The organism is Nocardiopsis sp. NPDC049922 (genome assembly GCF_040660275.1).
GTDB lineage: Bacteria > Actinomycetota > Actinomycetes > Streptosporangiales > Streptosporangiaceae > Nocardiopsis.
Genome location: NZ_JBFAME010000009.1, coordinates 60,558 through 87,105, shown reverse-complemented (window position 1 = coordinate 87,105; position 26,548 = coordinate 60,558). Strand labels below are relative to the sequence as shown.

At 72.8% G+C, this 26,548-nt stretch carries 14 protein-coding genes; 6 read left to right on the top strand and 8 right to left on the bottom strand.

The window, feature by feature from the left end:
• Window positions 1–56: 56 nt before the first annotated feature.
• The 5 genes from AB0I72_RS17810 to AB0I72_RS17790 all read right to left on the bottom strand — a co-directional run bounded on the left by AB0I72_RS17810 (window position 57) and on the right by AB0I72_RS17790 (window position 15,179).
• Entirely contained in the window at window positions 57–9,596 is a 9,540-nt protein-coding gene (locus AB0I72_RS17810) for an amino acid adenylation domain-containing protein (RefSeq protein WP_358569453.1), read from the bottom strand.
• 611 nt (window positions 9,597–10,207) lie between these two features.
• Window positions 10,208–11,710 carry a SulP family inorganic anion transporter gene (locus tag AB0I72_RS17805; RefSeq protein WP_358569450.1) on the bottom strand — a complete coding sequence of 501 codons (1,503 nt, stop codon included), beginning with the start codon at window positions 11,708–11,710 and terminating at the stop codon, window positions 10,208–10,210.
• A gap of 410 nt (window positions 11,711–12,120) precedes the next feature.
• Window positions 12,121–12,528, bottom strand: a complete 408-nt coding sequence (locus tag AB0I72_RS17800; protein WP_358569447.1) for a MerR family transcriptional regulator — start codon at window positions 12,526–12,528, stop codon at window positions 12,121–12,123.
• A gap of 189 nt (window positions 12,529–12,717) precedes the next feature.
• A complete protein-coding gene (speB, locus tag AB0I72_RS17795) occupies window positions 12,718–13,719 on the bottom strand; it encodes an agmatinase (RefSeq protein WP_358569444.1) in 1,002 nt (333 codons plus the stop codon).
• A complete protein-coding gene (locus tag AB0I72_RS17790; RefSeq protein ID WP_358569441.1) occupies window positions 13,716–15,179 on the bottom strand; it encodes a cytosine permease in 1,464 nt (487 codons plus the stop codon). The genes speB and AB0I72_RS17790 overlap by 4 nt, the downstream gene beginning before the upstream one ends.
• Before the next feature lie 95 nt (window positions 15,180–15,274).
• Here AB0I72_RS17790 and AB0I72_RS17785 point away from each other — a divergent pair, with 95 nt between their 5' ends.
• Entirely contained in the window at window positions 15,275–15,958 is a 684-nt protein-coding gene (locus AB0I72_RS17785) for a TetR/AcrR family transcriptional regulator (RefSeq protein ID WP_358569438.1), read from the top strand.
• 16 nt (window positions 15,959–15,974) lie between these two features.
• Here the strand turns inward: AB0I72_RS17785 and AB0I72_RS17780 are convergent, their stop codons facing one another.
• A complete protein-coding gene (locus AB0I72_RS17780) occupies window positions 15,975–17,612 on the bottom strand; it encodes a family 10 glycosylhydrolase (RefSeq protein WP_358569435.1) in 1,638 nt (545 codons plus the stop codon).
• A 339-nt stretch (window positions 17,613–17,951) separates the two neighbouring features.
• On the opposite strand from AB0I72_RS17780, the gene AB0I72_RS17775 reads away from it, so the two are divergent.
• Both AB0I72_RS17775 and argG read left to right on the top strand, forming a co-directional pair.
• A complete protein-coding gene (locus AB0I72_RS17775) occupies window positions 17,952–19,121 on the top strand; it encodes a UDP-N-acetylglucosamine--N-acetylmuramyl-(pentapeptide) pyrophosphoryl-undecaprenol N-acetylglucosamine transferase (RefSeq protein ID WP_358569432.1) in 1,170 nt (389 codons plus the stop codon).
• Between the two features lie 145 nt (window positions 19,122–19,266).
• Window positions 19,267–20,718, top strand: a complete 1,452-nt coding sequence (argG, locus tag AB0I72_RS17770) for an argininosuccinate synthase (RefSeq protein WP_358569429.1) — start codon at window positions 19,267–19,269, stop codon at window positions 20,716–20,718.
• 57 nt (window positions 20,719–20,775) lie between these two features.
• On the opposite strand, the gene AB0I72_RS17765 is transcribed toward argG, so the two are convergent.
• On the bottom strand, window positions 20,776–21,834 hold the full coding sequence (locus tag AB0I72_RS17765) for a TSUP family transporter (RefSeq protein ID WP_358569426.1): 1,059 nt from the start codon (window positions 21,832–21,834) through the stop codon (window positions 20,776–20,778).
• A 183-nt stretch (window positions 21,835–22,017) separates the two neighbouring features.
• Between AB0I72_RS17765 and AB0I72_RS17760 the strand changes: the two genes are divergently transcribed.
• Together AB0I72_RS17760 and katG are read left to right on the top strand one after the other, a co-directional pair.
• The gene (locus tag AB0I72_RS17760; protein ID WP_358569423.1) at window positions 22,018–22,449 is read left to right on the top strand and encodes a Fur family transcriptional regulator; all 432 of its coding nucleotides are present in this window, start codon (window positions 22,018–22,020) and stop codon (window positions 22,447–22,449) included.
• Between the two features lie 41 nt (window positions 22,450–22,490).
• Window positions 22,491–24,695 (top strand): catalase/peroxidase HPI, encoded by a 2,205-nt coding sequence (gene katG / locus AB0I72_RS17755; RefSeq protein WP_358569421.1) that lies wholly within the window; start codon window positions 22,491–22,493, stop codon window positions 24,693–24,695.
• Between the two features lie 114 nt (window positions 24,696–24,809).
• On the opposite strand, the gene AB0I72_RS17750 is transcribed toward katG, so the two are convergent.
• On the bottom strand, window positions 24,810–25,472 hold the full coding sequence (locus AB0I72_RS17750) for a protein-L-isoaspartate(D-aspartate) O-methyltransferase (RefSeq protein WP_358569418.1): 663 nt from the start codon (window positions 25,470–25,472) through the stop codon (window positions 24,810–24,812).
• Between the two features lie 294 nt (window positions 25,473–25,766).
• Here AB0I72_RS17750 and AB0I72_RS17745 point away from each other — a divergent pair, with 294 nt between their 5' ends.
• The gene (locus tag AB0I72_RS17745; RefSeq protein ID WP_358569415.1) at window positions 25,767–26,546 is read left to right on the top strand and encodes a hypothetical protein; all 780 of its coding nucleotides are present in this window, start codon (window positions 25,767–25,769) and stop codon (window positions 26,544–26,546) included.
• Window positions 26,547–26,548: the final 2 nt, after the last annotated feature.

Genomic DNA, 26,548 nt, shown 5'->3' with positions numbered 1-26,548 from the left:
GCGAGCGCGGCCCCGGGCCAGGGGAGAGGAACCGCGCCGCGGCCCGGTCCGAGGTCTCAGACGGTGCCATGGCCGGCCTCCTCGGCGAGGACCTCGCGCACCAGCCCCGCGTTGAACCCCAGGTGCTCGTCGTCGAGCATGTCGGCGTGCTCGCCGGACCCGGCCAGCACCACGGTGGCCGTGGACGAGCACCCGTGCCAGGACCCCTCCTCGCCCTCGGCGAACAGGTCCGCCTTCTTCTCGTCGGCCACGACCGTGATCCGCGCCGCCACCGTCCCCGTGTTGGGCGTGCGGGCGCAGAAGCCGACGTACTCGCGTGCCCGGTCCAGCGTCTCGGCCGCCACGGCCGCCGACCCGGTGTGCCTGCGCAGGTGCTCGGCGAGTTCGAGCTCGAAGACCGCCAGGTGCTCCTCGCCGAACGCGAACTCCTCGCGGATCCGGTAGGCGTCCATGGCGACCACGTCCCGCACCCGGCGCCCACGGCGCTCCAGCTCCTTGGCCACCTCGAAGGCCAGGTTCCCGCCGAGCGAGTACCCGAAGAGCCGGTAGGGCCCCTCGGGCTGGACGGACTCGACGAGATCGGCGTGGCGGGCCGCCTTGTCGTCGCCCGCCAGGTGGTTGAACGCCACCAGGCGGTGGTCGGGCAGGTGCTCGGCCAGTCGCCGGTACACCAGCCCGTGGCCTCCGGCGGGCGGGAAGCAGAACACGTACGGCCCGGTCCCGCCCCGGTTGAACTCCAGGTAGGGCCCGGCCCCCTCGATCCGCCCGGTGACCACCCCCTCCAGGGTGGCCGACATCCCGTGCAGGGTGGTGGCCCGGAAGAGGTGGCTGACCAGGATCGTGGCGTTGAACTCGTGCTGGAGGCGGTGGACCAGCTCGATCAGCAGGACCGAACCGCCGCCGAGCTCGAAGAAGTCGTCCCGCGGCCCGACCTCCCCGACGCCCAGCAGCTCCCGCCAGTGCTCCGCCATCCGGGTCTCGTAGAGGGTGGCGGGCGGTTCGTGCGCCCGGTCGCGGGTCTCGGGCGCCGGCGCGGGCAACGCGGCCGTGTCCACCTTCCCGTTGGCGGTCACCGGCAGCTCAGCCATCTCCACGAAGGCCGCGGGGACCATGAAGGTCGGCAGGGTGGCGGCCAGGTGGCGGCGCACCTCCCGGACGTCGAGGACGGTTCCCGGTGCCGGGACGCAGTACGCGCACAGACCGGCGTTCCCGGCCGTGCCGGGGCTGACCGTCACCACCGCCTGCTCCAGTCCGGGCCAGGCGGCCAGCCGCGACTCGATCTCACCGATCTCGACCCGGTGGCCGCGCACCTTGACCTGGGTGTCGGCCCGGCCGACCAGGTGCAGGACCCCGGTGGCGTCCCAGCGGGCGAGGTCACCGGTCCGGTACAGGCGCACGCGCCGCCCCGGAGCGGTGGTGGTCGAGGGGAGGGCCAGGGTGACGAAGCGCTCCCGGGTCAGCTCCGCGTCGTCCGCGTACCCCTGGGCGACGCCGGTCCCCCCGACCCACAGCTCCCCGGTCACGCCGGGCGGCACGGGTTCGCCGCCCCCGTCCAGGACGTAGACCGCGCTGCCGGGGAAGGGCCGTCCGATCGGCACCGTCCGGCCGGGGTCGGCGGCGTCCACCGACCCCTCGAACCAGGTGGTGTCGATGGTCGCCTCGCTCAGGCCGTAGGAGTTGACCACCCGGGTGTCGCGCCCGCACAGCGCGCGCAGCCGCAGGTACTCCTCGTTCCTCCACACGTCGGAGCCGACCACCAGCAGCCGCGGGAAGTCCAGCGCACGGCCGTCGCGCTCGCAGTGCGCCATCAGCCCGCGCACCACCGAGGGGACGAACTCCCCGCAGTCCACCCGCTCACGGACCATCGTGTCGTACAGCAGCGCCGAGTTGAGCAGGAGCTCCCGCGAGGCCAGCACCAGCGTCCCGCCCGAGCACAGCGCCCGGACCAGGTCGCCGGTGAACACGTCGAAGGCAGGGCTCGCCATCTGGAGGTGGACGCGCACGTCCTCCTCCAGGCGGTAGGCGTCGCGCCAGCCCGCGTAGGCGGCGGCCAGGTTGGCGTGGCCGACGCGGACCAGCTTCGGCCGACCGGTGGAGCCCGAGGTCGACACCAGGTAGGCGGTGGCGTCCTCGGCGTCCTCGACGGGCGGCGGGGCCGTGACCGCTCCTCCTCCGGCGGCGCGCGCCTCGGCGGTGAGGGAGAGGTCGGCCGCCGACACCACCGCGACCGGTGCTCCGGCCAGCCGCTCGGCGCCGCGGTCGTCGGTCACGAGCAGCCGCGCCCCGGACGCCTCGACCAGGGCCGAGAGCCGGTCCACCGGGTACTCCGGGTCCAGGGGGAGGTAGGCGGCCCCCGCCCGGAGCACCGCCAGCACCAGGGTCACCAGCTCCGGCGACTTCTCCAGGCACAGCGCCACGACCGACCCCGCTCCCACGCCCGTACCGCGCAGATGGGCGGCGAGGAGGGCGGAGCGCTCGTCCAGCTCCCCGTAGGTGAGCGTGCGCGTGTCACCCGACTCGGTCGGCGCCGACACCGCGACCGTGTCCGGGGCGGCGGCCGCCGCCCGTCCGAACAGGACGTGGACGGGCTCGGTGGGCGCGGCGGGCACGCGCCGCCCGCTCCAGCGGTCGAGGATGAGCTCCCGCTCCGCGGCCTCCAGCATCGACAGGCGCGCCACCGGCAGGTCGGCGTGGCCCCGCGTCAGACCCCGGAGCAGGTTCACGTAGTGCGTCAGCATCCGCCGCACGGTGTCGGCGTCGAACAGGTCGGTGTTGTACTTGAACACGCAGTGGAAGAGGCCGTCGGCCGCCTCCTCGTGGGCGGAGAGCGTCAGGTCGAACTGGCCCTCCTCCTCCGGCAGCTCGACGTACTCCAGCCGGTACCCGTGCCGCTCCGTGGACACGCTGTGCGTGAGCAGGACGAACATCGTCTGGAAGACGGCGGAGCGGCCGGGGTCGTGTCGCCGACCGAGCTCGTCCACCAGCAGCGTGAACGGGTACTCCTGGTGGTCCAGTCCGCCCAGCACGGTCGTGCGCACCCGGTCGAGCAGCTCGGCCACCGTGGGGTCGCCCGACAGGTCGGTGCGCAGGGGCAGCGGGTTGACGAAGTACCCGTACACCGACGCGAACTCGGGGCTGGTCCGACCGGTCACCGGACTGCCGACGACCAGGTCGTCCTGGCCGGAGTAGCGCTGGAGGAACAGGTAGTAGGCGCTGAGCAGGACCACGAACACCGTGACGCCGTGCTCCTCGGCCACCGCGCGCACGCGCGCGCTCAGGTCGGCGTCGAGCGTGAAGAACTCCGAGGCCCCGTTGTCGGTCCGCACCAGCGGACGCGGCCGGTCCGTGGGCAGGTCGAGCGCGGGCGCCTCGTCGGGCAGGTGGTCGATCCAGTACTCGCGCATCCGCGCCGCGTCGGGACCGGCGAGGAAGCGGTTCTGGTGGTTGAGGAAGTCCAGGTAGGTGGCCGCGTGGTCGGGCAGCTCGACCGGACGCCCCGACCGCAGCGCCTCGTAGACCGCGAACAGCTCCTCGATGAACGTGAACGTGGAGACCGCGTCCGAGACGATGTGGTGCACCGCCTTCATGATCACCCAGCGGTCGTCCGCCCGGCGGTAGAGCCGGAACCGCACCAGCGGGTCGCGCTCCAGGTCGTAGGGCTCGCGGTAGGTGTCCACGATGAGCCGGTGGATCTCCTCCCACGGCTGCCCCTCGACGTCGACGAGCGCGTGGTCGAGCACCGCGTCCCCGACGGGGCGGACGCGCTGCACGGGGCGGCCGTCGCGCGTGGACACGTTGGTCCGCAGGCTCGGGTGGCGCTCCACGACCGCGCGGAAGGCGGCGAACACGGTGTCGGGGTCGAGTTGGGCCCGCACCTGGACGGCGCCGCCGATGTTGTAGGCGCACCCGTCCGGGTTGAGCTGGTTGAGGAACCACAGGGCCTTCTGGTTCTGCGTCAGCGGGTACTCGGCGGGGTCGGTGAACAGCTCGACCTCGCCCCGGTGGCCGCCCGCGCCGTCGGCGACCAGCTCCGACAGCCGCCCGCGCAGCTCCTCCACCAGGGCTCCGACCGGCCCGGAGCCCAGCAGGGCGACCACCGGCACGGTCACCCCGATCTCGGTCTGGACGCCGGAGCGCAGCTCCATCGCCAGCAGCGAGTCCATCCCCAGGGAGGTCAGGGTCGCGGTCGGGTCCACGCGGTCCTCCGGCACGCGCAGGACCCGCGCCACGATCCCCGTGAACCGCTCGGTGAGCAGATCCCCCCGGGCCTCGGCGGGGGTGGCGGCGAAGACCTCGGGGAAGGAGGCCGCCGTGCCCGCCGTGTCGCCGGACGCCGCCGCGGCCGTCTCGGCCAGGAGCGACACCAGCGGCGGCGGTGGCGAGTACCAGGCCAGGAAGGCCGGCCAGTCGACCACGGGGCACACCAGCAGCTGGGCGCGGTCCTGCTCGATGACGCGTTCGAGCACGGCCATACCCGCCTCGGGGGACAGCGAGCCCATCCCGCGCGCGGTGCGGTAGTGCTCGACCAGACCGAGCTCCTCGATCATGCCGGTCGCCCACGGGCCCCAGTCCAGGCTGAGCGCGGGCAGCCCGCGTGTCCGGCGGTGGTGGGCCAGGGCGTCCAGGAGGGCGTTGCCCGCCGCGTAGTTGGCCTGGCCCGCCGTGGTCAGCAGCCCGGCCACGGACGAGAACAGGACGAAGTGCTCCAGCGGCTCGTCGGCCAGGAGGCGGTGCAGCAGACGGGCGACGGTGGCCTTGGGCGCGAACACGGTGTCGAACGCGGTGCGGTCCATGGCGGGCAGCAGGGTGTCGTCGACGTGTCCGGCCAGGTGGAACACCCCGCGCAGCGGCGGCGGGTCCTGTGCGCGCCGGGCGGCGAGCCAGGCGGAGAGCGCGTCGGCGTCGGTCAGGTCCAGGCAGACCGGTTCGACGTGGGCGCCCAGCCGCTCCAGGTCGCGCACGAAGCGGACGTCGCGGCCCGCGCGGGTGTCGGGGTCGGTCGCCCGCCACACCGCCCGGTCGGGCAGGGGCGTGCGGCCGGCCAGGACCAGGCGGCGCGCCCCCCGCCGGACGAGGGTACGGCACAGCAGGCGGCCGAGGGCGCCGAACGCGCCGGTGACCAGGTAGGCGCCGTCGGCGCGCAGCCGCAGCGGCAGCGGGCGGGGCAGGTCGGCGACCGGGAGCAGTCGGCTGACGTACCGGTCGCCGCCGCGCAGGGCGACCTCGTCGTCGCCGGTGTCGGCGGTCAGCTCGGCGAGCAGGGCGGCGGCCTCCCGGCCGTGGTCGTTCGGCCGGGGGCCCAGGTCGACCAGGACGCCCCGGCGGTCGGTCAGCTCCTGCTGCCACAGGACACGGCCGACGCCCCAGGCGGGGGCGCCGAGGGGTTCGACCTCCTCGCCGGGGACCACCCCCTGCGCCTGGCGGGTCACGACGTGCAGGGCGCCGCCGACCTCGTGGTCGTTCAGGGCCTGGGCCAGCGCCACCAGGGAGTAGGCGCCGGTGCCCTGGAAGGCGTCGACCTCGGCGTCGTCGGCCCCGTCGAACGACGGGGCGTCCAGGTTCCACAGGTGGACGATCCCCGTCAGGGCGCCGACGCGCTCCCCCAGGCCGTCCAGAAGGCGGCGGAAGTCCTCGGCCGAGTCCGGCCGGACCTCGAAGGCCAGGCCGTGTTCCCCGTCCGCCGCGTGGTTCACGTCAGTGCCGTGACTCATGCCCAAGGCCCGGTAGCCGATACCCGGCCGGACCAGGTGGCACCGGCCACCGCGCCCGGCCACCAGCTCCGCGAAGGCGTCGCCCAAGCCCCCGGCGTCGGCCAGGACGAGCCACTCGCCGCCCGGCCGGTCGGTGGTCCCCGCGGCCTTGGTCGATTCGTCGATCCCGGCCGCCCCGGTGGTCCCTGTCACCCGCACGGTCTCGCTTGTCCCGCCAACGTCACGGGTCTCAGTAGTTGTGGCTTTCACCGTGGTCGCGAACACCTCGACGGGTGCGACGCGGGGCGCGGGCACCCACGCCACGTCCGAGAGCCAGCCGTCGATCGTGCCCGTGCCCACGGACGTGGACGCCCGCTCCACGTCCACCACGCGCAGGCCGGTGACCGTGCCCAGCGGCGTCCCGTCCTCGGCGTGCAGCCGGATGTCCCCGGTCAGCCCGTCCGCGTCCGAGCCCGTGACCGTCGCGTGCGCCCACACCGGCCGGTCGCCGACCGGGTCGATCAGGACCTCGGCCACCGACACCGGCAGGCGGATCCCCGTACCGCTCGCCCCGGTCAGCCGGGTCGTCAACAGGGCCTGGAAGCAGGAGTCCAGGACCACCGGATGGACGTGGTGGTCGGCGGACTCACCCCGCACGGGTGCGGTCGGCCGGATGAGCGCGAGCGCCTCGTCGGCGCCGATCCACACCCGCTCGACGCCCCGGAACGCGGGCCCGTAGTGGTACCCCTGCTCGCCCAGCGCCGCGTAGCACGCGTCGGCGTCGAGGACCCGGTCGGCACGACGCTGGACCGCGCCGACGTCCAGGTCCGGGCCGAGGCGGCGGGGCTGGCCGCCGCGCACCGTCCCGGTCGCGTGCACCGACCGGTCGTCGGCGGACCCGGTGGCGACGGTGAAGGTCGCGTCGTGCGGCGCGAAGGACACCCGGGCCCGGACGGCCGACCCCGCCGGCAGGAACAGCGCCCGGCGGAACTCCACGTCCGCCAGCCCCGCCCGATCGCCGCCGGTCAGCGCCCGCGCCGCCTGGATCGCCATCCCCAGGTACCCGGCGGCGGGGAACACGGTGTCGCCCTGGACGCGGTGGTCGGCCAGGTAGGGCATGGCCTCGGTGTCCAGGGACGCCTCCCACGCCGGATCCGCGCCGGGCAGCCGTCGGCCCAGCAACGGGTGGTCGACCCGGCCCAGACGGACCCGCGCCACGCTCTCGGGCTCGACCCAGTACCGATCCCGCCGCCACGGGTAGGGCGGCAGCGACACGGGCGCGCCCTCCGGGTGCAGGGCGCCCCAGTCGACCTCGAAGCCCAGTCCGTGCAGGGCCGCCAGGGACACGGCCATGCGTTCGGGCTCGTCCTCCTGGCGGCGGATCGAGGGCAGGCACCGCCCCTGGACACCGCGGGCGTCGAGGCACTCGCGGATCGCGTGGCCCAGGACGGGGTGCGGCCCGACCTCCAGGAACACGCGGTGACCGTCCTCGACCAGCCGGTCGACCGCCGCGCGGAACCGCACGGCGCCGCGGACGTTGTCCCACCAGTAGCGGGCGTCCAGCTCCGGCCCGTCGGCCCGGCCCTCGCGCCCGGTCAGGTACAGCGGCACCTCGGCGGGCTGGGGACGCAGGCCGGTGAGGGAGGCGAGCAGGTCGTCCCGGACGGGGTCCATGCGGGCGCTGTGGTACGGCACGGGCACGTCGAGGAACCGGTGGAAGGCTCCCTCGTCCGCGAGCCGGTCGGCCAGCTCCTCCAGCGCGTCGGCGTCGCCCGCGAAGGTCACGCTCGCCGGGGCGTTGACGGCGGCGACGCAGACGCGGTCCCCGAACGGGCGGGCGCGCCGGACCGCCTCCTCCTCGGCCAGGCCCGCCGCCAGCATCGTGCCGGTGCCGACCAGGGTCTGCTGGAGCCTGCCGCGGTGCACGACCACCGCGACCGCCTCCTCCAGCGTGTACACCCCGGCCTCGTGGAAGGCGGCGACCTCGCCGGTGCTGTGACCCACGATGGCGTCCGGGCGCACCCCCCACGAGCGCCACAGCGCGGCCAGCCCCACCTGGACGGCGAAGTTGGCGGGCTGGGCGAGCCAGGTCTGGTCCATCCGCGAGGCGTCCTCGTCGGCGGACGTCTCCTCGACCAGCGACCAGCCGGTCAGGCGGGCGATCTCCCGGTCGCACCGTTCGACCGCGGCGCGGTACACGGGCTCGGTCGCGAACAGCTGGCGGCCCATCGCCCACCACTGCGGGCCCATCCCGGTGAAGACCCACACCAGCCTCCGGTCGGCGCCCTCCAGGACGCGCTCCTCGACCGCGCGCGGGTGGCTCTCGCCCCGGGCGCGGGCGTCCAGCGCCTCGACCAGGGAGTCGCGGGAGGAGTACACGACCGACAGGCGCGACTCCAGGTGCTCGCGGCGGTGCGCGAGGGTGTGCCCGACGTCGGCGAGGGCGACGTCCCCCGAGGCCAGCTCGTCCCGGACGCCCGCCGCGACCTCCGGCAGGGCCCTGGGGTCGCGCGCGCTCAGCGGGAGGACCGCGTACCCGTGGGAGCCGCGCGACCGTGCGGCCGGGGCGGGGGAGTCACGTCGCGGGGGCGCCTCCTCCACCAGCACGTGCGCGTTGGTGCCGCCGAATCCGAACGAGTTGACCCCGGCGCGGGCGGGGCCGTCGTGCTCGGGCCAGGGCGTCGCCTCGGTGGGGATCGTGTACGGCAGGGCCTCGGCGTCGATCCCGGGGTTGAGTTCGTCCAGGTTGATCTGCGGGGCGATCACACCGTGCTTGAGGCTCATCACGGTCTTGATCAGCCCGGCCACCCCGGCGGCGGACTCGGTGTGCCCGATGTTGGCCTTGACCGACCCCACGTGGCAGGGCGCCCCCGCGGCCCTGCCCACGGCCAGCGCGCGGCCGAGCGCACCGGCCTCGATCGGGTCGCCGACCGGGGTGGACGTGCCGTGCGCCTCCACGTACTGGAGGTCGCCGGGCGTGATGCCCGCCTCGGCGCACACGCGCTCGACCAGGCGCACCTGGGCGTCCGGGTTCGGGACGGTGATCCCGTCGGTGCGCCCGTCCTGGTTGACGCCGGTCGCGGTGATCACCGCGTGCACCGGGTCGCCGTCGCGCAGGGCCTCCGGCAGGCGCTTGAGCGCGACCAGCCCCACGCCCTCGGCGCGGACGTAGCCGTCGGCGGAGGCGTCGAAGGTCCGCGACCGTCCGTCGGCGGACAGGAGCCCGCCCTTGGTCTCGGCGATGGTGTACTGCGGGGTCATGTGCAGCAGGGCTCCCCCCGCCAGCGCCAGGGTGCTCTCCCCGCGCCGCAGGCTCTGGCAGGCCATGTGCACGGCCACCAGGGACGAGCTGCACGCGGTGTCGAGGGAGACACTGGGCCCCCGGAAGTCGAAGCAGTGGGAGATGCGGTTGGAGACCATCGTCATCATGGTCCCGGTCGCGGTGTGCGCGGCCAGGGTGTCGAAGTCCAGGTCGGCGAACTGGAGGATCTTGTAGTCGAGGGTGAAGGCGCCGACGAAGACCCCGACGTCGGTCCCGGCGAGGCCGAACGGCTTCTGGCCCCCGTCCTCCAGCGCCTCCCAGGCCACCTCCAGCAGTTTGCGCTGCTGCGGGTCCATGTGCTCGGCCTCGCGCGGGCTGATGCCGAAGAACTCCGGCTCGAACCGGTCGAACCCGTCGACGTACCCGCCGCGACCGCCGACCAGCCGTCCCGGCTTGGCCCTGTCCCGGCTGCCGAGGGTGGCGACGTCGTACCGGTCGGCCGGTGTGGGGACCAGGCAGTCGCGGCCGTCGACGAGGTTTCTCCAGAAGGTGCGGTGGTCGGACGCGCCGCCGGGGAAGCGGCACCCCATGCCGATGATCGCGATCCTGTCGTCGGTGAAGGATGATCCGGGGTCGGTCAGCATCGTTTCCTTCTGGATTCTCGGGTGTGCGTGGCGACTCCGCCTCTCCCCCGGCCTGGCGGGCGTTTTCGGGCACGCTGGCGCAGCGGAAATGTCCAATTTCAGTGGAATGGCATGCGTGCGTCGCACGCTGTTTCCCTGGGTTTGGCCTTCCGTTGGCGGGACATGGGTCCGGGCGGGCCCCGGTGGCTGGCCGGGGCGTGGGACGGTGGAGCGCGTGGTCCGGGCTGGCTGGGCGCGGCACACTGGAGCGGGTCGTGTCGGGAGCCGCGGATATCGTCGCGGCCATTCGAAAAGTACCAGACCGGCCCGCGACGCGCCCGTAGTCGGAATTCGTTTCGTCCTGATCCACCGGATATGTGGGCACGCCAAATGGCAAATCAGGTGGAATGGGAGTGTTATGTCATCACTTAACGGCCAGGGGCCACAAGGGTATGGACGCGCCCGGATCACGACGTCCCGACGAGGAGGGGTCGGGGAGGGTCGGGGCGCCCGAGTCCCACGCCCCCCGGCGTTCCGGGACCTCGGCGGGAACCACGACGGGCCGTCCGGGGAGGGTTCCCCGAACGGCCCGTGGGTGAGGGGTCCCGCCCGACACGGCGGGACCGGTGCGCTCAGTGTCCGCCGGACAGCGTGCCGGTCAGTTCCTTGTGCAGTCGCTGGCTGGGCTGGTTGAGGCCGGTGATCTCGACCTCGACGCCGTGCTTGCGGAAGTGCTCGGAGACGTGGTCCAGGGCGGCGACGGCGGAGGAGTCCCACACGTGCGCCTCGGACATGTCCACGATCACCTTGGCCAGGTTCTCCTCCTGGTAGTCGAACCGGCCGACGAGCTGGTTGGTGGAGGCGAAGAACAGCTCCCCGTGCACCGTGTACACCCGCGTGCCGCCCTCGGGGTCCAGCACGCTGGTCACGTCGGCCTGGGTGGCGGCCTTCTGCGCGAACAGCACCATCGACACGATCACCCCGATGATCACGCCCAGGGCCAGGTTGTGGGTGTAGACCACGACCGCGACGGTGACCACCATGACCAGGGTCTCGGTCCAGGGCATCCTGCGGACCGTGGCCGGGGCGACGCTGTGCCAGTCGAAGGTGACGACGGACACGAAGATCATCACCGCGACCAGGGCCGCCATCGGGATCATGCCGACGACGTCGCCCAGCCCGACGCACAGGATGAGCAGGAACGCACCGGCCAGGAACGTGGAGACGCGGGTGCGGGCGCCGGAGGAGACGTTGATCATCGTCTGGCCGATCATCGCGCACCCGGCCATGCCGCCGAAGAAGCCGACGATGACGTTGGCGACACCCTGCCCGCGCGCCTCGCGGGAGTGGTCGGAGGAGGTCTCGGTCTGCTCGTCGACGACCTTGGCGGTCATCAGCGACTCCATCAGACCCACCAGCGCCAGGGTGAGGGAGTACGGAGCGATGACGGTGAGCGTCTCCCACGTGAACGGCACGTCCGGCAGGAACGGCACCGGCACGCTGTCGGGCAGCTCGCCCATGTCGCCGACGGTCCGGGCCTGGAGGCCCAGCGCGATCGAGGCGACCGTCAGCACCACGATCGCGACCAGCGGCGCCGGGACGGCCTTGGTCAGGTACGGCAGGCCGAAGATGATCGCCAGACCGACGCCGACCATGACGTAGACCGGCACGCCCACGTTCACCAGATGCGGCATCTGGGCCAGGAAGATGAGGATGGCCAGGGCGTTGATGAACCCGGTCATGACGCTGGGCGGCACGAACCGCATCAGCTTGGCCACCCCGAGCAGGCCCAGCACGACCTGGAGGACTCCGGCGAGGATGGTGGCGGCGAGGAGGTGGTCGAGGCCGTACTCCATCGACAGCGGGGCCGCGACCAGGGCCATGGCGCCGGTGGCGGCGGAGATCATCGCGGGACGGCCGCCCAGGAACGCGATGGAGACGGCCATGACGAAGGACGCGTACAGCCCGACGCGGGGGTCGACGCCGGCGATGATCGAGAAGGCGATGGCCTCGGGGATCAGGGCCAGCGCGACGACCAGCCCGGCGAGCACGTCGGCGCGGATCTGGGCCGCGTTGGGGATGCGGGACTTCCACGTTCGTGAGGAGGTCTTCAGCGGCAGATTCATGGAACCCATCTGGGGTCGGGCAGCCCACAGCCAGGGCCGCGGTGTTCGGGTCTGGTGGCGCGGTGACGGCGCGCGGCGGCCCGCACCTGAGGGTGTGGGGTGGCGCCTGGTGTTCCGGCGCGGTACGGGTCGGCGCCCCGGAGCGCGGCTGCGTCGCCGCGTGCCCGACCGTGGTCCCCGGGGAACGTGTCGCCGGGAGGGTCGGGAAGTCGTCGGTGGGTCAGCGGAGGGTGCGTGGGCCCAACGAGAGCGACTCTACCGTTACGTGAGGTTTTGCGTCACTGTGCGCGACTGAGACAACCCTCACAGGGGGACGCCGCCGGACGCCGTTCCCGCTGACAGGGCGGGGATCGGGGGCACATCCCCTCATCCGGGCGCGCTGACCCGGTGTGACGATCGGTGAGGCGGGGTCGGGATGTTCACACCGGCCGGTCGGCGCCGCGACCCGCGCGCCGCTCGCGCAGGCGTTCGGCGAACTCCTCGGCCATGTCCAGCTGGCGGCGCAGGGTGACGCAGCGGTCGGCGATGGCCGCCTCGAAGGCGTCCAGGCGCTCGGCCAGTGCGGTGCGTTCGTCCGCCCCGGTGCCGGGCGCGCTCAGGCCGTCGACGGCGGTGAGCAGGTCACGGGTCTCCTCCAGGCTGAACCCGAGCGGTTTCATCCGCTTGATCAGCTGGAGACGGTCGACGTCGCTCTCGGTGTAGAGCCGGAAGCCGCCGCGGGAGCGCGCGGAGGGAACGACCAGGTCGACCTCGCCGTAGTAGCGGATCGTGCGCAGGGACAGCCCCGTGCGCTCGGCCACCTCGCCGATCCGCAGGTGGTGTTCCACGCTGCTCCCCCCTCCCTCCGGTGTTCACCTCAAGGTAGTGGCGGATGTCCCGCGCCCGGTCACGCGAGCGGGGGAGGAGTGGGAGGTCACACCGGGCGGACGCGGGTGCGGGGCCATCCGGTCGGCACGGCGGCCCCGGAGCGGTGTGCTCCGGGGCCCGACGAGTCGCGGCGTGACGGCCGGGTTCGGTCAGCGGCCGTCCAGCAGCGGCCGGGCGGGGTCCCAGCCCTGCCCCTTGCGGCGGGCGGCGATCCCCGACAGCGCCTCCAGCACGACGCGGTTGCCCAGCATCGCGGTGATGTCCGCGTGGTCGTGGTCCGGGGACACCTCCACGATGTCCACGCCGACCACGGGCAGCTCCACGCAGATGCGGCGCACGGCGTCCAGCAGCTGGCGCGAGGTGAGGCCGCCCGGCTCCGGGGTCCCGGTGCCCGGGGCCATCCCGGGGTCGACGACGTCCACGTCGACCGACAGGAACACGCCCTCGCACTCGTCGGTGGCCAGGGCGAAGGCCTCGTCCAGGCAGGTGTTGAGGCCGCGCGCGTCCATCTCGCTCATCTCGTAGCAGCGCATGCCCTGCTGGGCCATCCAGGACAGCGTCTCCTCCTCGGGCCAGTAGCCGCGCAGCCCCATCTGGATGAACCGGTCGCCGCGCACGGCGCCCGACTCGATCAGCCTGCGCATGGGCAGCCCGTGGCCGAGCAGCGACCCGAAGTCGATGTCTCCGGTGTCGGCGTGCGCGTCGAAGTGGATCACCGACACGCGCCCCCACCCGTGGTGGCTGGCCACACCCTGCACGTCGGGCAGGGCGATGGTGTGGTCGCCGCCCAGCATGACGGGGATCTTCCCGGCCGCCGCGACCTTGGTCACCGCCTCGCGGACGTTCTCGACCATCCCCTCGATGTCGCCGTTGAAGCAGTCGACGTCGCCCGCGTCCCTGACGTTGAGCTCGACCAGGCCGTCGGCGCGGACCGCCAGGTGCGGGCGCCGCCCGTCGTGCGGCAGGTAGTCGGTCCCCCGGAGCGCGCGCGGGCCGAAGCGCGTGCCCGCACGGTAGGACGTGCCCCCGTCGAAGGGCACCCCCATGATGACCGCCTCGGAGTCGGCCCAGGTGGCGGGTTGGTCGAGGTCGCACCGGTCGATGCCGAGGAACGTGATGTCGGGGCCGAACAGCGGGGCGAAGCGTGTCATGGACGGTCTCCTTCGATGGTGGATGCGGTGGTGCTCGTGTCCGGGCCGGTGGTCGGGCCCACCCGGCCCCGGACGAGCAGGTAGTAGACGGCTCCGGCGATCGGACCGCCCAGCAGGGACAGGTCGGCGCCGACGGCGGCGGCCAGCGGGCCGAGCCACAGTTCGGAGTCGGCGGCCAGCGCCGAGAACACGGTTCCGACCGCGAGGGCGATCAGGCCCGAGCGGTGGAACCCGCGGGTGTAGCGGTAGGGGCCGCCGTGGAGGTCGTGCAGCCCGGCGGCGTCGTAGCGGGCGCGGCGCAGGGCGGCGTCGGTGAGGAACACCCCGGCCCAGGGCGTGAAGACCACGACCATGACCGACAGCAGGGACAGGACGGCCGCGGTGAAGTCGACGACGAACAGGGCGACCGCCGACCCCGTGGTGACCAGGACGACCTGGATCAGCACGGTCCGGGCGCGCCTCAGCGGCACGCCGAGGACCTGGAGGTTCAGCCCCGAGGAGTAGAGGGTCATGATCGTGTTGGTGACCGATCCGCCCACCACGACCAGCAGGAACGGAACCTGGAACCAGACCGGGAGCAGGCCCGCGACGGCCTCGACGGGGTCGGTGTCCGCGTCGGTGCCGACCCTGGTGGCCGCGGCGACGCCGATGACGCCCAGCGCCACGGAGGGCAGCATCGCGCCCAGCCCGGTGGCCAGGGTGATCCCGCGTGCGCGGCTGTCGGCGGGCAGGTAGCGGGTGAAGTCGGCGCAGATGGCGATGTAGGACAGGGCGCCGCCGGAGACGGCGACGACCAGGCCCAGGCTCCACGCCCACAGGCGGGGCTCGGTCGGGGCGGTGACGGACAGGTCGGCCTGGGGCAGGACGAGGGCGCCGAGCACGACCGTGCACACGACCAGGCCAACGCCCAGCCAGCGCTGCATGACCTCGACGGTGGCGTGTCCCCAGACGGCGACGCTGGCGGTGCACACGATCATCAGGACCAGGGCGGTGACGCGGACCGCCGCGCCGTCGCCCAGTCCGACGGTGTCGGCCAGGACGGCCAGGGCGAGGACCCCGACGACCGTGTTCAGGATGATGTAGCCGATGCTGACGAGCCAGTTGAGCACGGCCACGGGGTAGTTGCCCCAGCGCCCGAACGGGGCACGGGCGACGACGAGGGTGGGCGAGCCGGTGCGGGCGCCGGTGATCGACGCCGCCCCGACCGCGAAGAAGGCCAGGTTGCCGATGAGGAAGATCGCGGTCGCCTCCCAGAAGGAGAGGCCGAAGCCGACCACGAGGGCGCCGTTGATGACGAAGGTGAAGGTCAGGTTGGCGCCGAACCACACCCAGAACAGCTCGCGCGGGCCGCCGTGGCGGTCGCTGAGCGGGATGCGGTCGGCGCCGTGCGTCTCGACCTGGAAGACCTCGTCCGTGGCCACTCCCGTGGACGGCCGTCGGATGCCGTGGGGGTCTGGCATGTGCACTCCTCGGGGCCTGACTTTAAAATCAATTTGACTGATCTTAAAGTCAGAGTGAACTGCGACACAAGCGCCCGATGGTAAAGAATGGCGCCATGACCTCCAGCGACAGCCGCACCCGCATCCTCGACGCCGCCGTCGAGCTGATCGCCCGGGACGGATACGACGGTGTGCGCCTGGCCGAGATCGCCCGGCGCGCCCGGTCCTCCACGGCGCTGATCCACTACCACTTCGCCACCCGCACCCAGCTGCTGGCGGCGGCCATCGCGCACTCCCTGGACCGCGAGCACGCGCGGTCCGCCGACCTGGCCGAGGGCGTCGGCCGCACCTCACCGCCCGAGCGCGTCGCCGACCTGGTCGACTTCTGGCTGCCGCTCACCCCCGACGACGTGCGGGAGTGGATGCTGTGGTCGGAGCTGGAGAGCCGCGCCGTGCGCTCCGCCGACCTGGCGAACGCGCTGACCAGCCTCTACGCGCGGATGCGCGAGCCCTTCGCCGCGGCGGTCCGCGACGGCGTCGCCTCGGGCGACTTCGGCCCCTGCGACCCCGAGGAGGCCGCCGCCACGGCCCACGCCCTCCTCGGCGGACTGGCCGTGCGACTCCTGGCCCGCGATCCGGTCCTGACCGTCCCGGCGGCGCGCGAGCTGGCCGGGCGGCACGTCGCCCTGGCCGTCGGCTACCCGGGAACGCTGCCCTTCACCGATCGCGACGTCCCCGAGCGCGTGCCCGACCCCGGCATCGAGCCCGCCCCACCGCGCCGCAGAGCCACGCGCGCGTAGGCGGGCCCGTCCGCGCTCAGGGCAGGCGGCGCGGGTTGCTCGGGTCGCTCTCGTGGTGCAGCCGGTCGAGCGCGGTCACGAAGTAGGTGTGCGCGCCGGTCCCACCCGGCAGGGTCAGCACCGTCTCCCTGCCGTCCGAGGCACGCACGGTGGTGACCAGCGAGCGCGGGTCCTCGAACCGGCACGGCGTCGGTCTGAGGCCGTCGTGCCCCTCGAACGCGTACACCGCGTAGTAGGCCGGCGCCGGGCCCTGCCCGGCGCGGACCGTCAGCCGGACGTCGCCGTCGGCCTCCTCGGCCCCGACCACCACCGGCCGCCCGGGCGCCGCGCCGCCCCGGTCCGGCGTCACCGGCACGAGGGCGGGGTGGGCGTAGTGCTCGCGGGCCAGGATCGCCATGGCGTCGGCCGCGTTGGTGCGCAGGGACGTGGCGCTGAAGTAGACCTCGCCGTGCACACCGGGGTGGGCGCGATCCATCTCCACGTGTCTGGCGAGTTCGCGGGGCCGCGACCAGGCGCCGTCGTTGCCGACCTTGTAGGCGGCCTGCCCGATGTACAGGTGGGTTCCCGTGCCCGCGGTGACCTCCTCCCACCAGGGGACCAGCACGGCGTAGTCGGCCACCGGCAGGCCGATCTCCCAGTAGACCTGCGGGTTGACGTAGTCCAGCCACCCCTCGCGGACCCATCTTCGGCTGTCGGCGTAGATGCTGTCGTAGGACTCGAAGCCGCGGGTGTCGGAGCCGTTCGGGTCGCTGGACGCGTTCCGCCAGATCCCGAACGGGCTGATCCCGAACCGCACGTGCGGCTTCGCCGCGTGCACCGCCGCGCTCATCTCCCGTACCAGGCGGTTGACGTTGTCGCGGCGCCAGTCGCCGATGTCGTCGAACGCGCCGCCGTACCGCTCGAAGGTGTCCCGGTCGGGGATCGCCGCGCCGGACGAGGGATAGGGGTAGAAGTAGTCGTCGAAGTGCACGCCGTCGAGGTCGTAGTTCTCGACCGCGTGCATCATCGCCTCGATCACGAACGCGCGCACCTCGGGGATGCCCGGGTCGTAGTAGAGGCGCCCGCCGTAGTCGAACACCCAGTCCGGGTTCCGCCGGGCCGGGTGCCCCTCGACCAGCCTGCCCGGGTCGTCGTGCATGGCCACCCGGTAGGGGTTGAACCACCCGTGGAACTCCAGGTTGCGGGCGTGGGCCTCCTCGACCGCGAACTCCAGGGGATCGTAGCCGGGGTCGCGGCCCTGCTGGCCGGTGAGCCACTCCGACCACGGTTCGTGCGGTGAGGGCCAGAAGGCGTCGGCGGTGGGACGGATCTGCACGAACACGGCGTTGAGGCCGTTGGCCCCGGCCTCGTCGTAGAGGTCGACCAGCTCGGCGCGCTGTTGCTCCGGGGTCAGGCCCTGCTCACTCGGCCAGTCGATGTTGTAGACGCCCGCGATCCACTCCGCGCGCATCTCGCGCTTGGGCGGGGCGAGCGGGTCGGCCTCGCACTCCGCGGGTGCGCGCCGGTGCCCGTCCCCTGCGGCGGCGGGCGACGCGTGGAGCGGGGACGCGGTGAGCGCGGCGGCGAGGACGCCGCTCAGGAGGACGGTTCGGCGTCCGCGGACCCGGGCCGCGGCGGCCGCGGGGGCGGACTGGTTCCGGTTCGGTCGCGCCAACGTGGCTCCTTCCGGCTTCCTCCTGGAAGCAGTGCGTGGGCCAGACACCGCATGAAGTCTCATCGTAGCTTTTTGGGCACGAAGGGTGACGAAGTGCGGAGGTTCTGTGGAAAACCTTCATGAAATTCGTGAAAAACGCAAGAGATCTTCGTCGGGTTGGCAACGGTGGTGTGGATGGGGGAGATGGGGCCGACCGGAGTCCCGCGTGCGGTGGGCTCCCCGGGCGGCTACCGTGCATGTCGACCCCGGTGCGACCCGACCGGTCCGCCGAGGGGTTCCCCGCGACCGAAGAGACCCTCGACCCGCGCGCGCCGGCGGGCGAGCACAGATGGGACACCCGTGAACAACAGCCGAACCCAGGAACTGCGTCTGATCGTGACCGGAGGGGGAACGGGCGGGCACACCTATCCCGCGCTGACGGTCGTCAACACCCTGCGCGAGCGGCTGGAGGCCGACGGGGGCGCCCTGAAGGTGCTGTGGGTGGGCGCCGCCGACAGCCTGGAGCAGCGGGTGGCCGGGTCCAACGGGATCGCGTTCGACTCGGTGGAGGTCGGCAAGGTCCGCCGGGCGGCCAACCCGCTGAGGATGCTCTCGAAGGAGAACCTCCGCGACATGGCCAACGTGCCGCGCGGCGTGCTCCAGGCGCGGCGGATCATCACCGACTTCGCGCCGAACGTCGTGCTGGCCACCGGCGGCTACGTCGCGGTCCCCGTCGGCGTGGGCGCGGCGATGTGCCGCCGTCCCCTGGTGGTGCACGAGCAGACCGTGCGCCTCGGACTGGCCAACAAGGTGCTCGCCCGCCGTGCCGCGCGGGTCGCGGTGTCCTCGCCGTCGAGCACGGAGCTGCTGCCCGACGACGTCCGCGACCGCGCGGTGATCACCGGCAACCCGGTCCGCCCCGAGGTGCTGCGCGGGCGGGCGGACCGGGCCGCCGAGGGGCTCGGGTTCGAGGGGCACGACCCGTCGCTGCCCACGGTCTACGTGACCGGAGGGGCGCAGGGGTCGGCCCAGATCAACGGCACCGTCCGCGACCTGCTGCCGTGGCTGCTGACGCGCGCCAACGTCGTGCACCAGTGCGGCGCGGCCCACCTGGACCCACTGCGCGAGGCCACCCGCGACCTCGCCCCCGAGCTGCTCGTCCGCTACCACCTGACGGACTTCGTCGGCCCGGAGCTGCCCGACGTGCTGGCGCTGGCCGACGTCGTGGTCTCGCGCAGCGGCGCGGGGACGATCGCGGAGCTGACCGCGCTGGGCAGGGCCGCCGCGCTGATCCCGCTCGCCACGTCCGCCGGTGACGAGCAGCGGCACAACGCCCGGCACCTCCAGGAGTCGGGTGCGGCGGTCGCGCTGTTGGACGAGGTCGGCGCCGACCGCCTGCGGGAGGCGGTCGAGCCGCTGCTGGCGGACCCCGAGCGCCGTCGTCGGATCGAGGAGAACGCCCGCGCGCTCGGGCGCCCGGACGCGGCCGACCGCCTGGCGGACGTCGTGCTGTCCGCGGCCCGGCCCTGACCGTCGTTCCCGGCGGCCGTGCCTGACGGTCGCCCACTCCTGACCGCCCCGGGTGGTCGCGCGCCCACGGGCGCCGCGGCCACCCGGCGTGCCTGGTCCGACGCCCGTCTTGCATGATCATTCATTTTCGTGCATACTTATTGCCATGTCCAAGGTACTCACCTCTCTCCCTGTCGGTGAACGCGTCGGCATCGCCTTCTCCGGTGGCCTCGACACCTCGGTGGCGGTCGCGTGGATGCGCGAGAAGGGCGCCGTCCCGTGCGCCTACACCGCCGACATCGGCCAGTACGACGAACCCGACATCGCCTCGGTGCCGGGGCGTGCCGCCGACTACGGGGCGGAGGTCGCCCGCCTGGTCGACGGTCGCGCCGCCCTGGTGGAGGAGGGGCTCACGGCTCTGGCCTGCGGGGCGTTCCACATCCGGACCGGTGGTCGGGCCTACTTCAACACCACCCCGCTCGGGCGGGCGGTCACGGGCACCCTGCTCGTGCGCGCGATGCTCGAGGACGGCGTGCAGATCTGGGGCGACGGCTCCACGTTCAAGGGCAACGACATCGAGCGGTTCTACCGCTACGGCCTGCTGGCCAACCCGGCCCTGCGCATCTACAAGCCCTGGTTGGACGCCGACTTCGTCAACGAGCTGGGCGGCCGCAAGGAGATGTCCGAGTGGCTGACCGAACGCGGTCTGCCCTACCGGGACAGCGCGGAGAAGGCCTACTCCACCGACGCCAACATCTGGGGCGCCACGCACGAGGCCAAGGCCCTGGAGCACCTCGACACCGGCGTGGAGATCGTCGACCCGATCATGGGCGTGCGGTTCTGGGACCCGGAGGTCGAGATCCCCGCCGAGGACGTCACCATCGGCTTCGAGCAGGGGCGGCCGGTGACCATCAACGGCGAGAGCTTCCCCACCGCCGTCGACCTGGTGCTGGAGGCCAACACCGTCGGCGGCCGCCACGGCCTGGGCATGTCCGACCAGATCGAGAACCGCGTCATCGAGGCCAAGAGCCGGGGCATCTACGAGGCGCCGGGCATGGCGCTCCTGCACGCGGCCTACGAGCGGCTGGTCAACGCCATCCACAACGAGGACACCATCGCGGCCTACCACAACGAGGGGCGGCGGCTCGGCAGGCTGATGTACGAGGGCCGCTGGCTGGAGCCGCAGGCCCTGATGCTGCGCGAGTCGCTGCAGCGCTGGGTGGGCACGGCCGTCACCGGCGAGGTGACGCTGCGGCTGCGGCGCGGCGAGGACTACTCGATCATGGACACGCGCGGTCCCTCGTTCAGCTACCACCCGGACAAGCTGTCCATGGAGCGCACGGAGGACTCCGCGTTCGGCCCGGTCGACCGGATCGGCCAGCTGACCATGCGCAACCTCGACATCGCCGACTCCCGCGCCAAGCTGGAGGAGTACGCCAGCATCGGCATGGTCGGCGAGAGCGCCCACCCGACCACCATCGGCGCGGCCCAGGCCGCCGCGACCGGGCTGATCGGCGCGATGCCCGAGGGCGGCGCCGAGACGATCGCCTCGCGCGGCGAGGGCTCCGGCGACGGCGACCTGCTCGACCACGCGGCCATCGAGTCCGGCAACGACTGACCCGCGACCACGCGCGTCCGACGGTCCGCCCTCCCGGGAGGGCGGACCGCGGCGTCGTCACCCGGCTCCGGACCTCAGCGGGGTCCGGGTTCCGTCGGCCTCCGCCGGCGCGGGTCCACCGGCCGCGTACCGGGCGGTCCGGATGAACGCCACGCAGAGCACCGTGAAGACGGTGAGCGTGGTCAGGCTCAGGACCGTCAGCAGGGGCGTGAAGGGCACGAACAGCAGCGTGCTCACCAGCTCGCTCCCGATCAGCACGAACAGGATCACCCGGATCGTGAACGGTGTGAGCCGCGTGCAGATCCACGCGCCCAGCGGCGCGCCGACCGCGACGACGGGCGCGGCCGCCACCCAGTAGCCGACCACCGCACCGGTGAAGTCCCCGATGACGAACACGTGCGTGGCGAACGCGGCGAGCGAGACCACGGTCATCATGATCACGGTCGTGGGTGTGCTCACCTTCTCCGAGACGCGGAACAGCAGCACCAGGAGCAGGAACATCACGCAGTTCTCGCCCACGCCCGCCACACCGCTGAGCAGCCCGCCCGCGAATCCGGTACCGATCACCAGGACCCGTTCCCGGACGGTCCACTCGGGGATGACCGGGTTCCTCCGGTACCCGCGTTGGAACAGCTGGAGCAGGAGCGCGACGGCGAGCGCCACGAGCAGCATCGTGAACAGCACGCGGACCATCGGAAGCGGTACCAGGGGCGCCAGGTACACGGCGCTGACGACCACGCCGACCACGCCCGCGGCCGAACCGTGGACCACCACCCGCCTCTCGATGGGCACCCGGCACGCCAGGATGGAGATCGACGCCGCGGTCATGCCGACCGACTGGATCGCGAACGTGAAGACGCGGGCCTCGTCGGCGGGGACGTCGAGCAGCTTGGTCATGACGGGGAAGGAGACCGCGCCGCCGCCCTCACTGGTCCCGCCGCCGATGAGCGAGCCGAACACCATCGTGAGCGCCACCGGCCAGTTGGCCTGGAGGATGTCGAGGTACCGCGGCCCCCACACGAGCGCCCACACCAGCCACACGCAGGCGGCCAGCGCGGTGTTGACGACGACGACCTTCGGAATTCTGGTTCCCGGCGGATTTCCCGTGCTGCGCATAGACCGCTCTCGCCGTTCCTGGGGGAGGACGCTGGCGACTCTACCGAGGCGCCCCGGCCCGGCGGTTCTCCTGACGTGCCCACCTCCTGAGGGGGCGGATCCCGGCGCCGCGCGCGGCCCGCACTCTACATCGGAGGATTTACATTATTTGACTTACTCCAGAAAAGTGGTCAGACTGAGGACATGCCAAGCCCTTCGGATTTCGAGCGGATGCTGCGCGAGTCCGCCCTGCGGGTGACGAGCCCTCGGCTCGCCGTGCTCTCCGCGGTGCACGACCACCCGCACGCGGACACGGAGTCGATCATCGGCCTCGTGCGCGACAGCCTCGGCACGGTGTCCGACCAGGCCGTCTACGACGTGCTCAAGGCGCTGACCGGCGCGGGCCTGGTACGACGCATCCAGCCGCAGGGCTCCGTGGCCCGCTACGAGACCCGGGTCGGGGACAACCATCACCACATCGTGTGCCGGTCGTGCGGAGCCATCGCCGACGTCGACTGCGCCGTCGGCCACGCGCCGTGCCTGTACGCCTCCGACGACCACGGTTTCGCGGTCGACGAGGCCGAGGTCGTCTACTGGGGGCTCTGCCCCGACTGCTCCAGCGCACGCGGTTCCTGAGTCAACGCGTTCACCTCTCTCCCTTAGGCGGAAGGATCTCCATGTCTGAAAGTCACGAAGCGGCCAAAACGGGCGGCTGCCCCGTCGCCCACGACCGCGCCCCGCACCCCACGCAGGGCGGCGGCAACCGGGGCTGGTGGCCGAACCAGCTCAACCTGAAGATCCTGGCCAAGAACCCGGCCGTGGCGAACCCGCTCGGTGCGGAGTTCGACTACGCCGCCGCGTTCGAGGCCCTCGACCTGGACGCCGTGAAGGCGGACATCGCCGAGGTCCTGACCACCTCCCAGGACTGGTGGCCGGCCGACTTCGGGCACTACGGCCCGCTCATCATCCGCATGGCCTGGCACAGCGCCGGCACCTACCGCTCGCACGACGGCCGCGGCGGCGGCAGCGCCGGCCAGCAGCGCTTCGCGCCGCTGAACAGCTGGCCGGACAACGTCAACCTGGACAAGGCCCGCCGCCTGCTCTGGCCGGTCAAGAAGAAGTACGGCCAGAACATCTCCTGGGCCGACCTCATGATCCTCGCCGGCAACGTCGCGCTCGAGTCGATGGGCTTCGAGACCTTCGGCTTCGGCGGCGGCCGCGCGGACGTCTGGGAGCCCGACGAGGACGTCTACTGGGGCCCCGAGACCACCTGGCTCGACGACCAGCGCTACACGGGCGACCGTGATCTGGAGAAGCCGCTGGCCGCCGTCCAGATGGGGCTCATCTACGTCAACCCGGAGGGCCCGAACGGCAACCCGGACCCGATCGCCGCCGCGCGCGACATCCGCGAGACCTTCGGCCGCATGGGGATGAACGACGAGGAGACCGTCGCCCTCATCGCCGGCGGCCACACCTTCGGCAAGACCCACGGCGCCGCTCCGGACAGCAACCTGGAGGCCGACCCCGAGGCCGCCGGCCTGGAGATGCAGGGCCTGGGCTGGAAGAACAACCACGGCACCGGCAAGGGCGGCGACACGATCACCTCGGGCCTGGAGGTCACCTGGACCACCACGCCCGCGCAGTGGAGCCAGGGCTTCTTCAAGAACCTCTTCGAGTTCGAGTACGAGCTCACGGAGAGCCCGGCCGGCGCGAAGCAGTGGATCGCCAAGGACGCCGAGGAGATCATCCCCGACGCCCACGACGCGTCCAAGAAGCACAAGCCGACCATGCTCACCACGGACCTGTCGCTGCGTTTCGACCCGGTCTACGAGCGGATCTCGCGCCGCTTCCACGAGAACCCCGAGGAGTTCGCGGACGCGTTCGCGCGCGCGTGGTTCAAGCTGACCCACCGCGACATGGGTCCGAAGGTGCGCTACCTCGGCCCGGAGGTCCCGGAGGAGACGCTGATCTGGCAGGACCCGCTCCCCGCGTGGGAGGGCGAGGTCATCGGCGAGGCGGAGATCGCCGCGCTGAAGGCGAAGGTCGCCGAGTCCGGCCTGTCCGTCGGGCAGCTGGTGTCCACGGCGTGGGCCTCGGCGTCGACCTACCGCGACAGCGACAAGCGCGGCGGCGCCAACGGCGCGCGCGTCCGCCTGGAGCCGCAGGTCGACTGGAAGGTCAACAACCCGACCGAGCTGCGTGAGGTGCTCGGCGCGCTCGAGGAGATCGTCAAGGAGTTCAACGCCTCCTCCGACACGAAGGTCTCCCTCGCCGACCTGATCGTGCTCGCCGGCGGTGTCGGTGTCGAGCAGGCCGCCAAGGCCGCCGGTCACGACGTCGTCGTGCCCTTCACCCCGGGCCGCGTGGACGCCACGGCCGAGCACACGGACACCGAGTCGTTCGCCTACCTCGAGCCGGTCGCCGACGGCTTCCGCAACTACTACGGCGAGGGCAACCGCCTCCCCGCCGAGTACCTGCTCCTGGACAAGGCGAACCTGCTCGGCGTGAGCGCGCCCGAGATGACGGTCCTGGTGGGCGGCCTGCGCGTGCTGGGCGCCAACCACGACAACTCCGACCTGGGCGTCCTCACCGACCAGCCGGGCACGCTGACGAACGACTTCTTCGTCAACCTGCTCGACCTGGGCACCACGTGGGCCCCGACCGGCGAGACCTCCGAGACGTCGCGGACGTTCGAGGCCAAGGACGAATCCGGCGCGGTCAGGTGGACCGGCAGCCGTGTCGACCTGGTGTTCGGCTCCAACTCCGAGCTGCGCGCCCTCGCCGAGGTGTACGCCTCCGACGACGCGAAGGAGAAGTTCGTCGCGGACTTCGTCGCGGCGTGGACCAAGGTGATGAACGCGGACCGGTTCGACCTCGTCTGATCCGCTCCCCGGGTGCGTGACACCCGAACCCGGAGCCGGCTCGGCCCTCACGGCCGAGCCGGCTTCCGGCGTTCGCGGGGCGTCCCGTCCAGCGTCTCCGGCGCGACCGGGACGTCAGCGGTCCTCCCAGTCCTCCGGCAGGGGGTAGCCGTGCTCGCCGTGCAGGCGGACGAAACGGGCACGCGTCATCGAGGCGCGCTCCCGCAGCCCCTCGGCGGTGCGCTCGAACAGCACCACGTCCTCGTCGCCTCCCGTACCGATCGGCTGGACCAGACGCCCGCCCACCGCCAGCTGGTCGATGAGCGGCGGGGGCACGCTCGGGTGGGCGGCCGAGACCAGGACCGCGTCGAAGGGCGCCTCGTCGGGCGCCCCGAGCGTCCCGTCGCCGACGCGCAGCACGACGTTGGCCACCCCCATGGCGTCGAGCGTCCTTCGGACCCGCTCGACCAGGTCGGGCCACAGGTCGACGCTCACCACCCGCGCCGCGAGCCGGGCCAACAGGGCGGTCTGGAAGCCGTAGCCCGTCCCGACCTCCAGCACGCGCTCGTCCCCGGTCAACCGCAGGGCCTGGAGCATCGTCCCGGACAGGGACGGCTGCGTCGTCACCTGGCCGTGCCCGATGGGGAGCGGCCGGTCCTCGTAGGCCACCGACCGGTGGGCGCGCGGAACGAACCGGCCGCGCGGGACCTCGCGGAACGCGGCGAGCACCCGCTCGTCGTGCACACCCTCCACACGCGCGGCGCGCACCAGGTCCTCCTGGGTGGCGTTCCACCTCACCTGTGCCCCCTGTTCCCCGCCCGGGCGGTCGGCGGCGCGATACCGCGACACGGAGCCCCGTGGGGGACCGGTCCTGGAGGACGACGTCTTCCCGGGGGAGGGGCCCGACGGCTCTGCGACCGCGGTGCGGCTGCCGGAGCTGTTCGAGCCCGGCGCGGATCCGCTGGTCGTCTACAGTGACATGTGCCCGCGCGACCCCCGCGACACACGGTCGGGGCCCGTGACCCGCGGGAGCAGCTGAGCCATCCGTGACTCCGCTCGGACCGCGGCGCGGCGGGAGACGGAGGTGCGGCCGTGGACCTGTTCCGCGATGACCCGATGACACGGCCCCTGGCCTACCCGGGCCGGATCCCCGACACGTCGGGTGTGTTCCTGGGCGACGCCTACCTCCCGCTGCGGCCTCGCCGGGGCCGGTCGGCGGACGTGTGGTCCGCGGAGTTCGCCGGCGAGCGCATGACGCTGGCGGGCGTCCTGTCACGGCTGGGCCGGGCCGGCCTGGCGGACCGACACCCCGTGGTGGCGGTGGGTTCGAACGCCGCGCCCGGTCAGCTGCGCCGCAAGTTGCTCACCCGGCACGTCAGGCCGGTCATCCCGATGACGTCGGCCGACGTGGACGGCATCGCTCCGGGCGTGTCCGCGCACGTGAACCGGCGGGGCTACGTTCCCGCGGCTCCCGTCGAGGTTTCCGGGCCGACCGGCCGCCTGTTCGTCCTGTGGCTGGACGATGCGGAACTCGACGCGCTCGACGCCACGGAACCCCACTACCGGCGACGGCTCCTGCCGGTGGACCGCCACCCGGTCACGCTCGAATCCGGTGTGCGGCTCCCGCCCTGCTCGGTCTACGTCAGCGGACACGGCTGTCTGGTGGACGGCGAGGGACGGCCGCGTCGGCTGACCGATCAGCCGACGCTCATCCGGGCCCTGCTGGCGGAATCGGCCGCACTCCGCGGCCTGTGCGGCCCCACGCCGGACTCCTTCGTGGACCGGGTCAGGGGTTCGGCCGTACGGGACGCGGTGTGCCGGCTCTTCCGGACGGAGGGGCGCGTGACCGCCCAGCCGGGGCTGGCGCCGTGACC

Coding starts and splice junctions, on each gene's coding strand:
- AB0I72_RS17765 (WP_358569426.1), bottom strand. CDS start 21,834: ATGCGCAGCACGGGAAATCCGCCGGGAACCAGAATTCCGAAGGTCGTC.
- AB0I72_RS17760 (WP_358569423.1), top strand. CDS start 22,018: ATGCCAAGCCCTTCGGATTTCGAGCGGATGCTGCGCGAGTCCGCCCTG.
- speB (WP_358569444.1), bottom strand. CDS start 13,719: ATGACACGCTTCGCCCCGCTGTTCGGCCCCGACATCACGTTCCTCGGC.
- AB0I72_RS17785 (WP_358569438.1), top strand. CDS start 15,275: ATGACCTCCAGCGACAGCCGCACCCGCATCCTCGACGCCGCCGTCGAG.
- AB0I72_RS17810 (WP_358569453.1), bottom strand. CDS start 9,596: ATGCTGACCGACCCCGGATCATCCTTCACCGACGACAGGATCGCGATC.
- katG (WP_358569421.1), top strand. CDS start 22,491: ATGTCTGAAAGTCACGAAGCGGCCAAAACGGGCGGCTGCCCCGTCGCC.
- argG (WP_358569429.1), top strand. CDS start 19,267: ATGTCCAAGGTACTCACCTCTCTCCCTGTCGGTGAACGCGTCGGCATC.
- AB0I72_RS17790 (WP_358569441.1), bottom strand. CDS start 15,179: ATGCCAGACCCCCACGGCATCCGACGGCCGTCCACGGGAGTGGCCACG.
- AB0I72_RS17805 (WP_358569450.1), bottom strand. CDS start 11,710: ATGGGTTCCATGAATCTGCCGCTGAAGACCTCCTCACGAACGTGGAAG.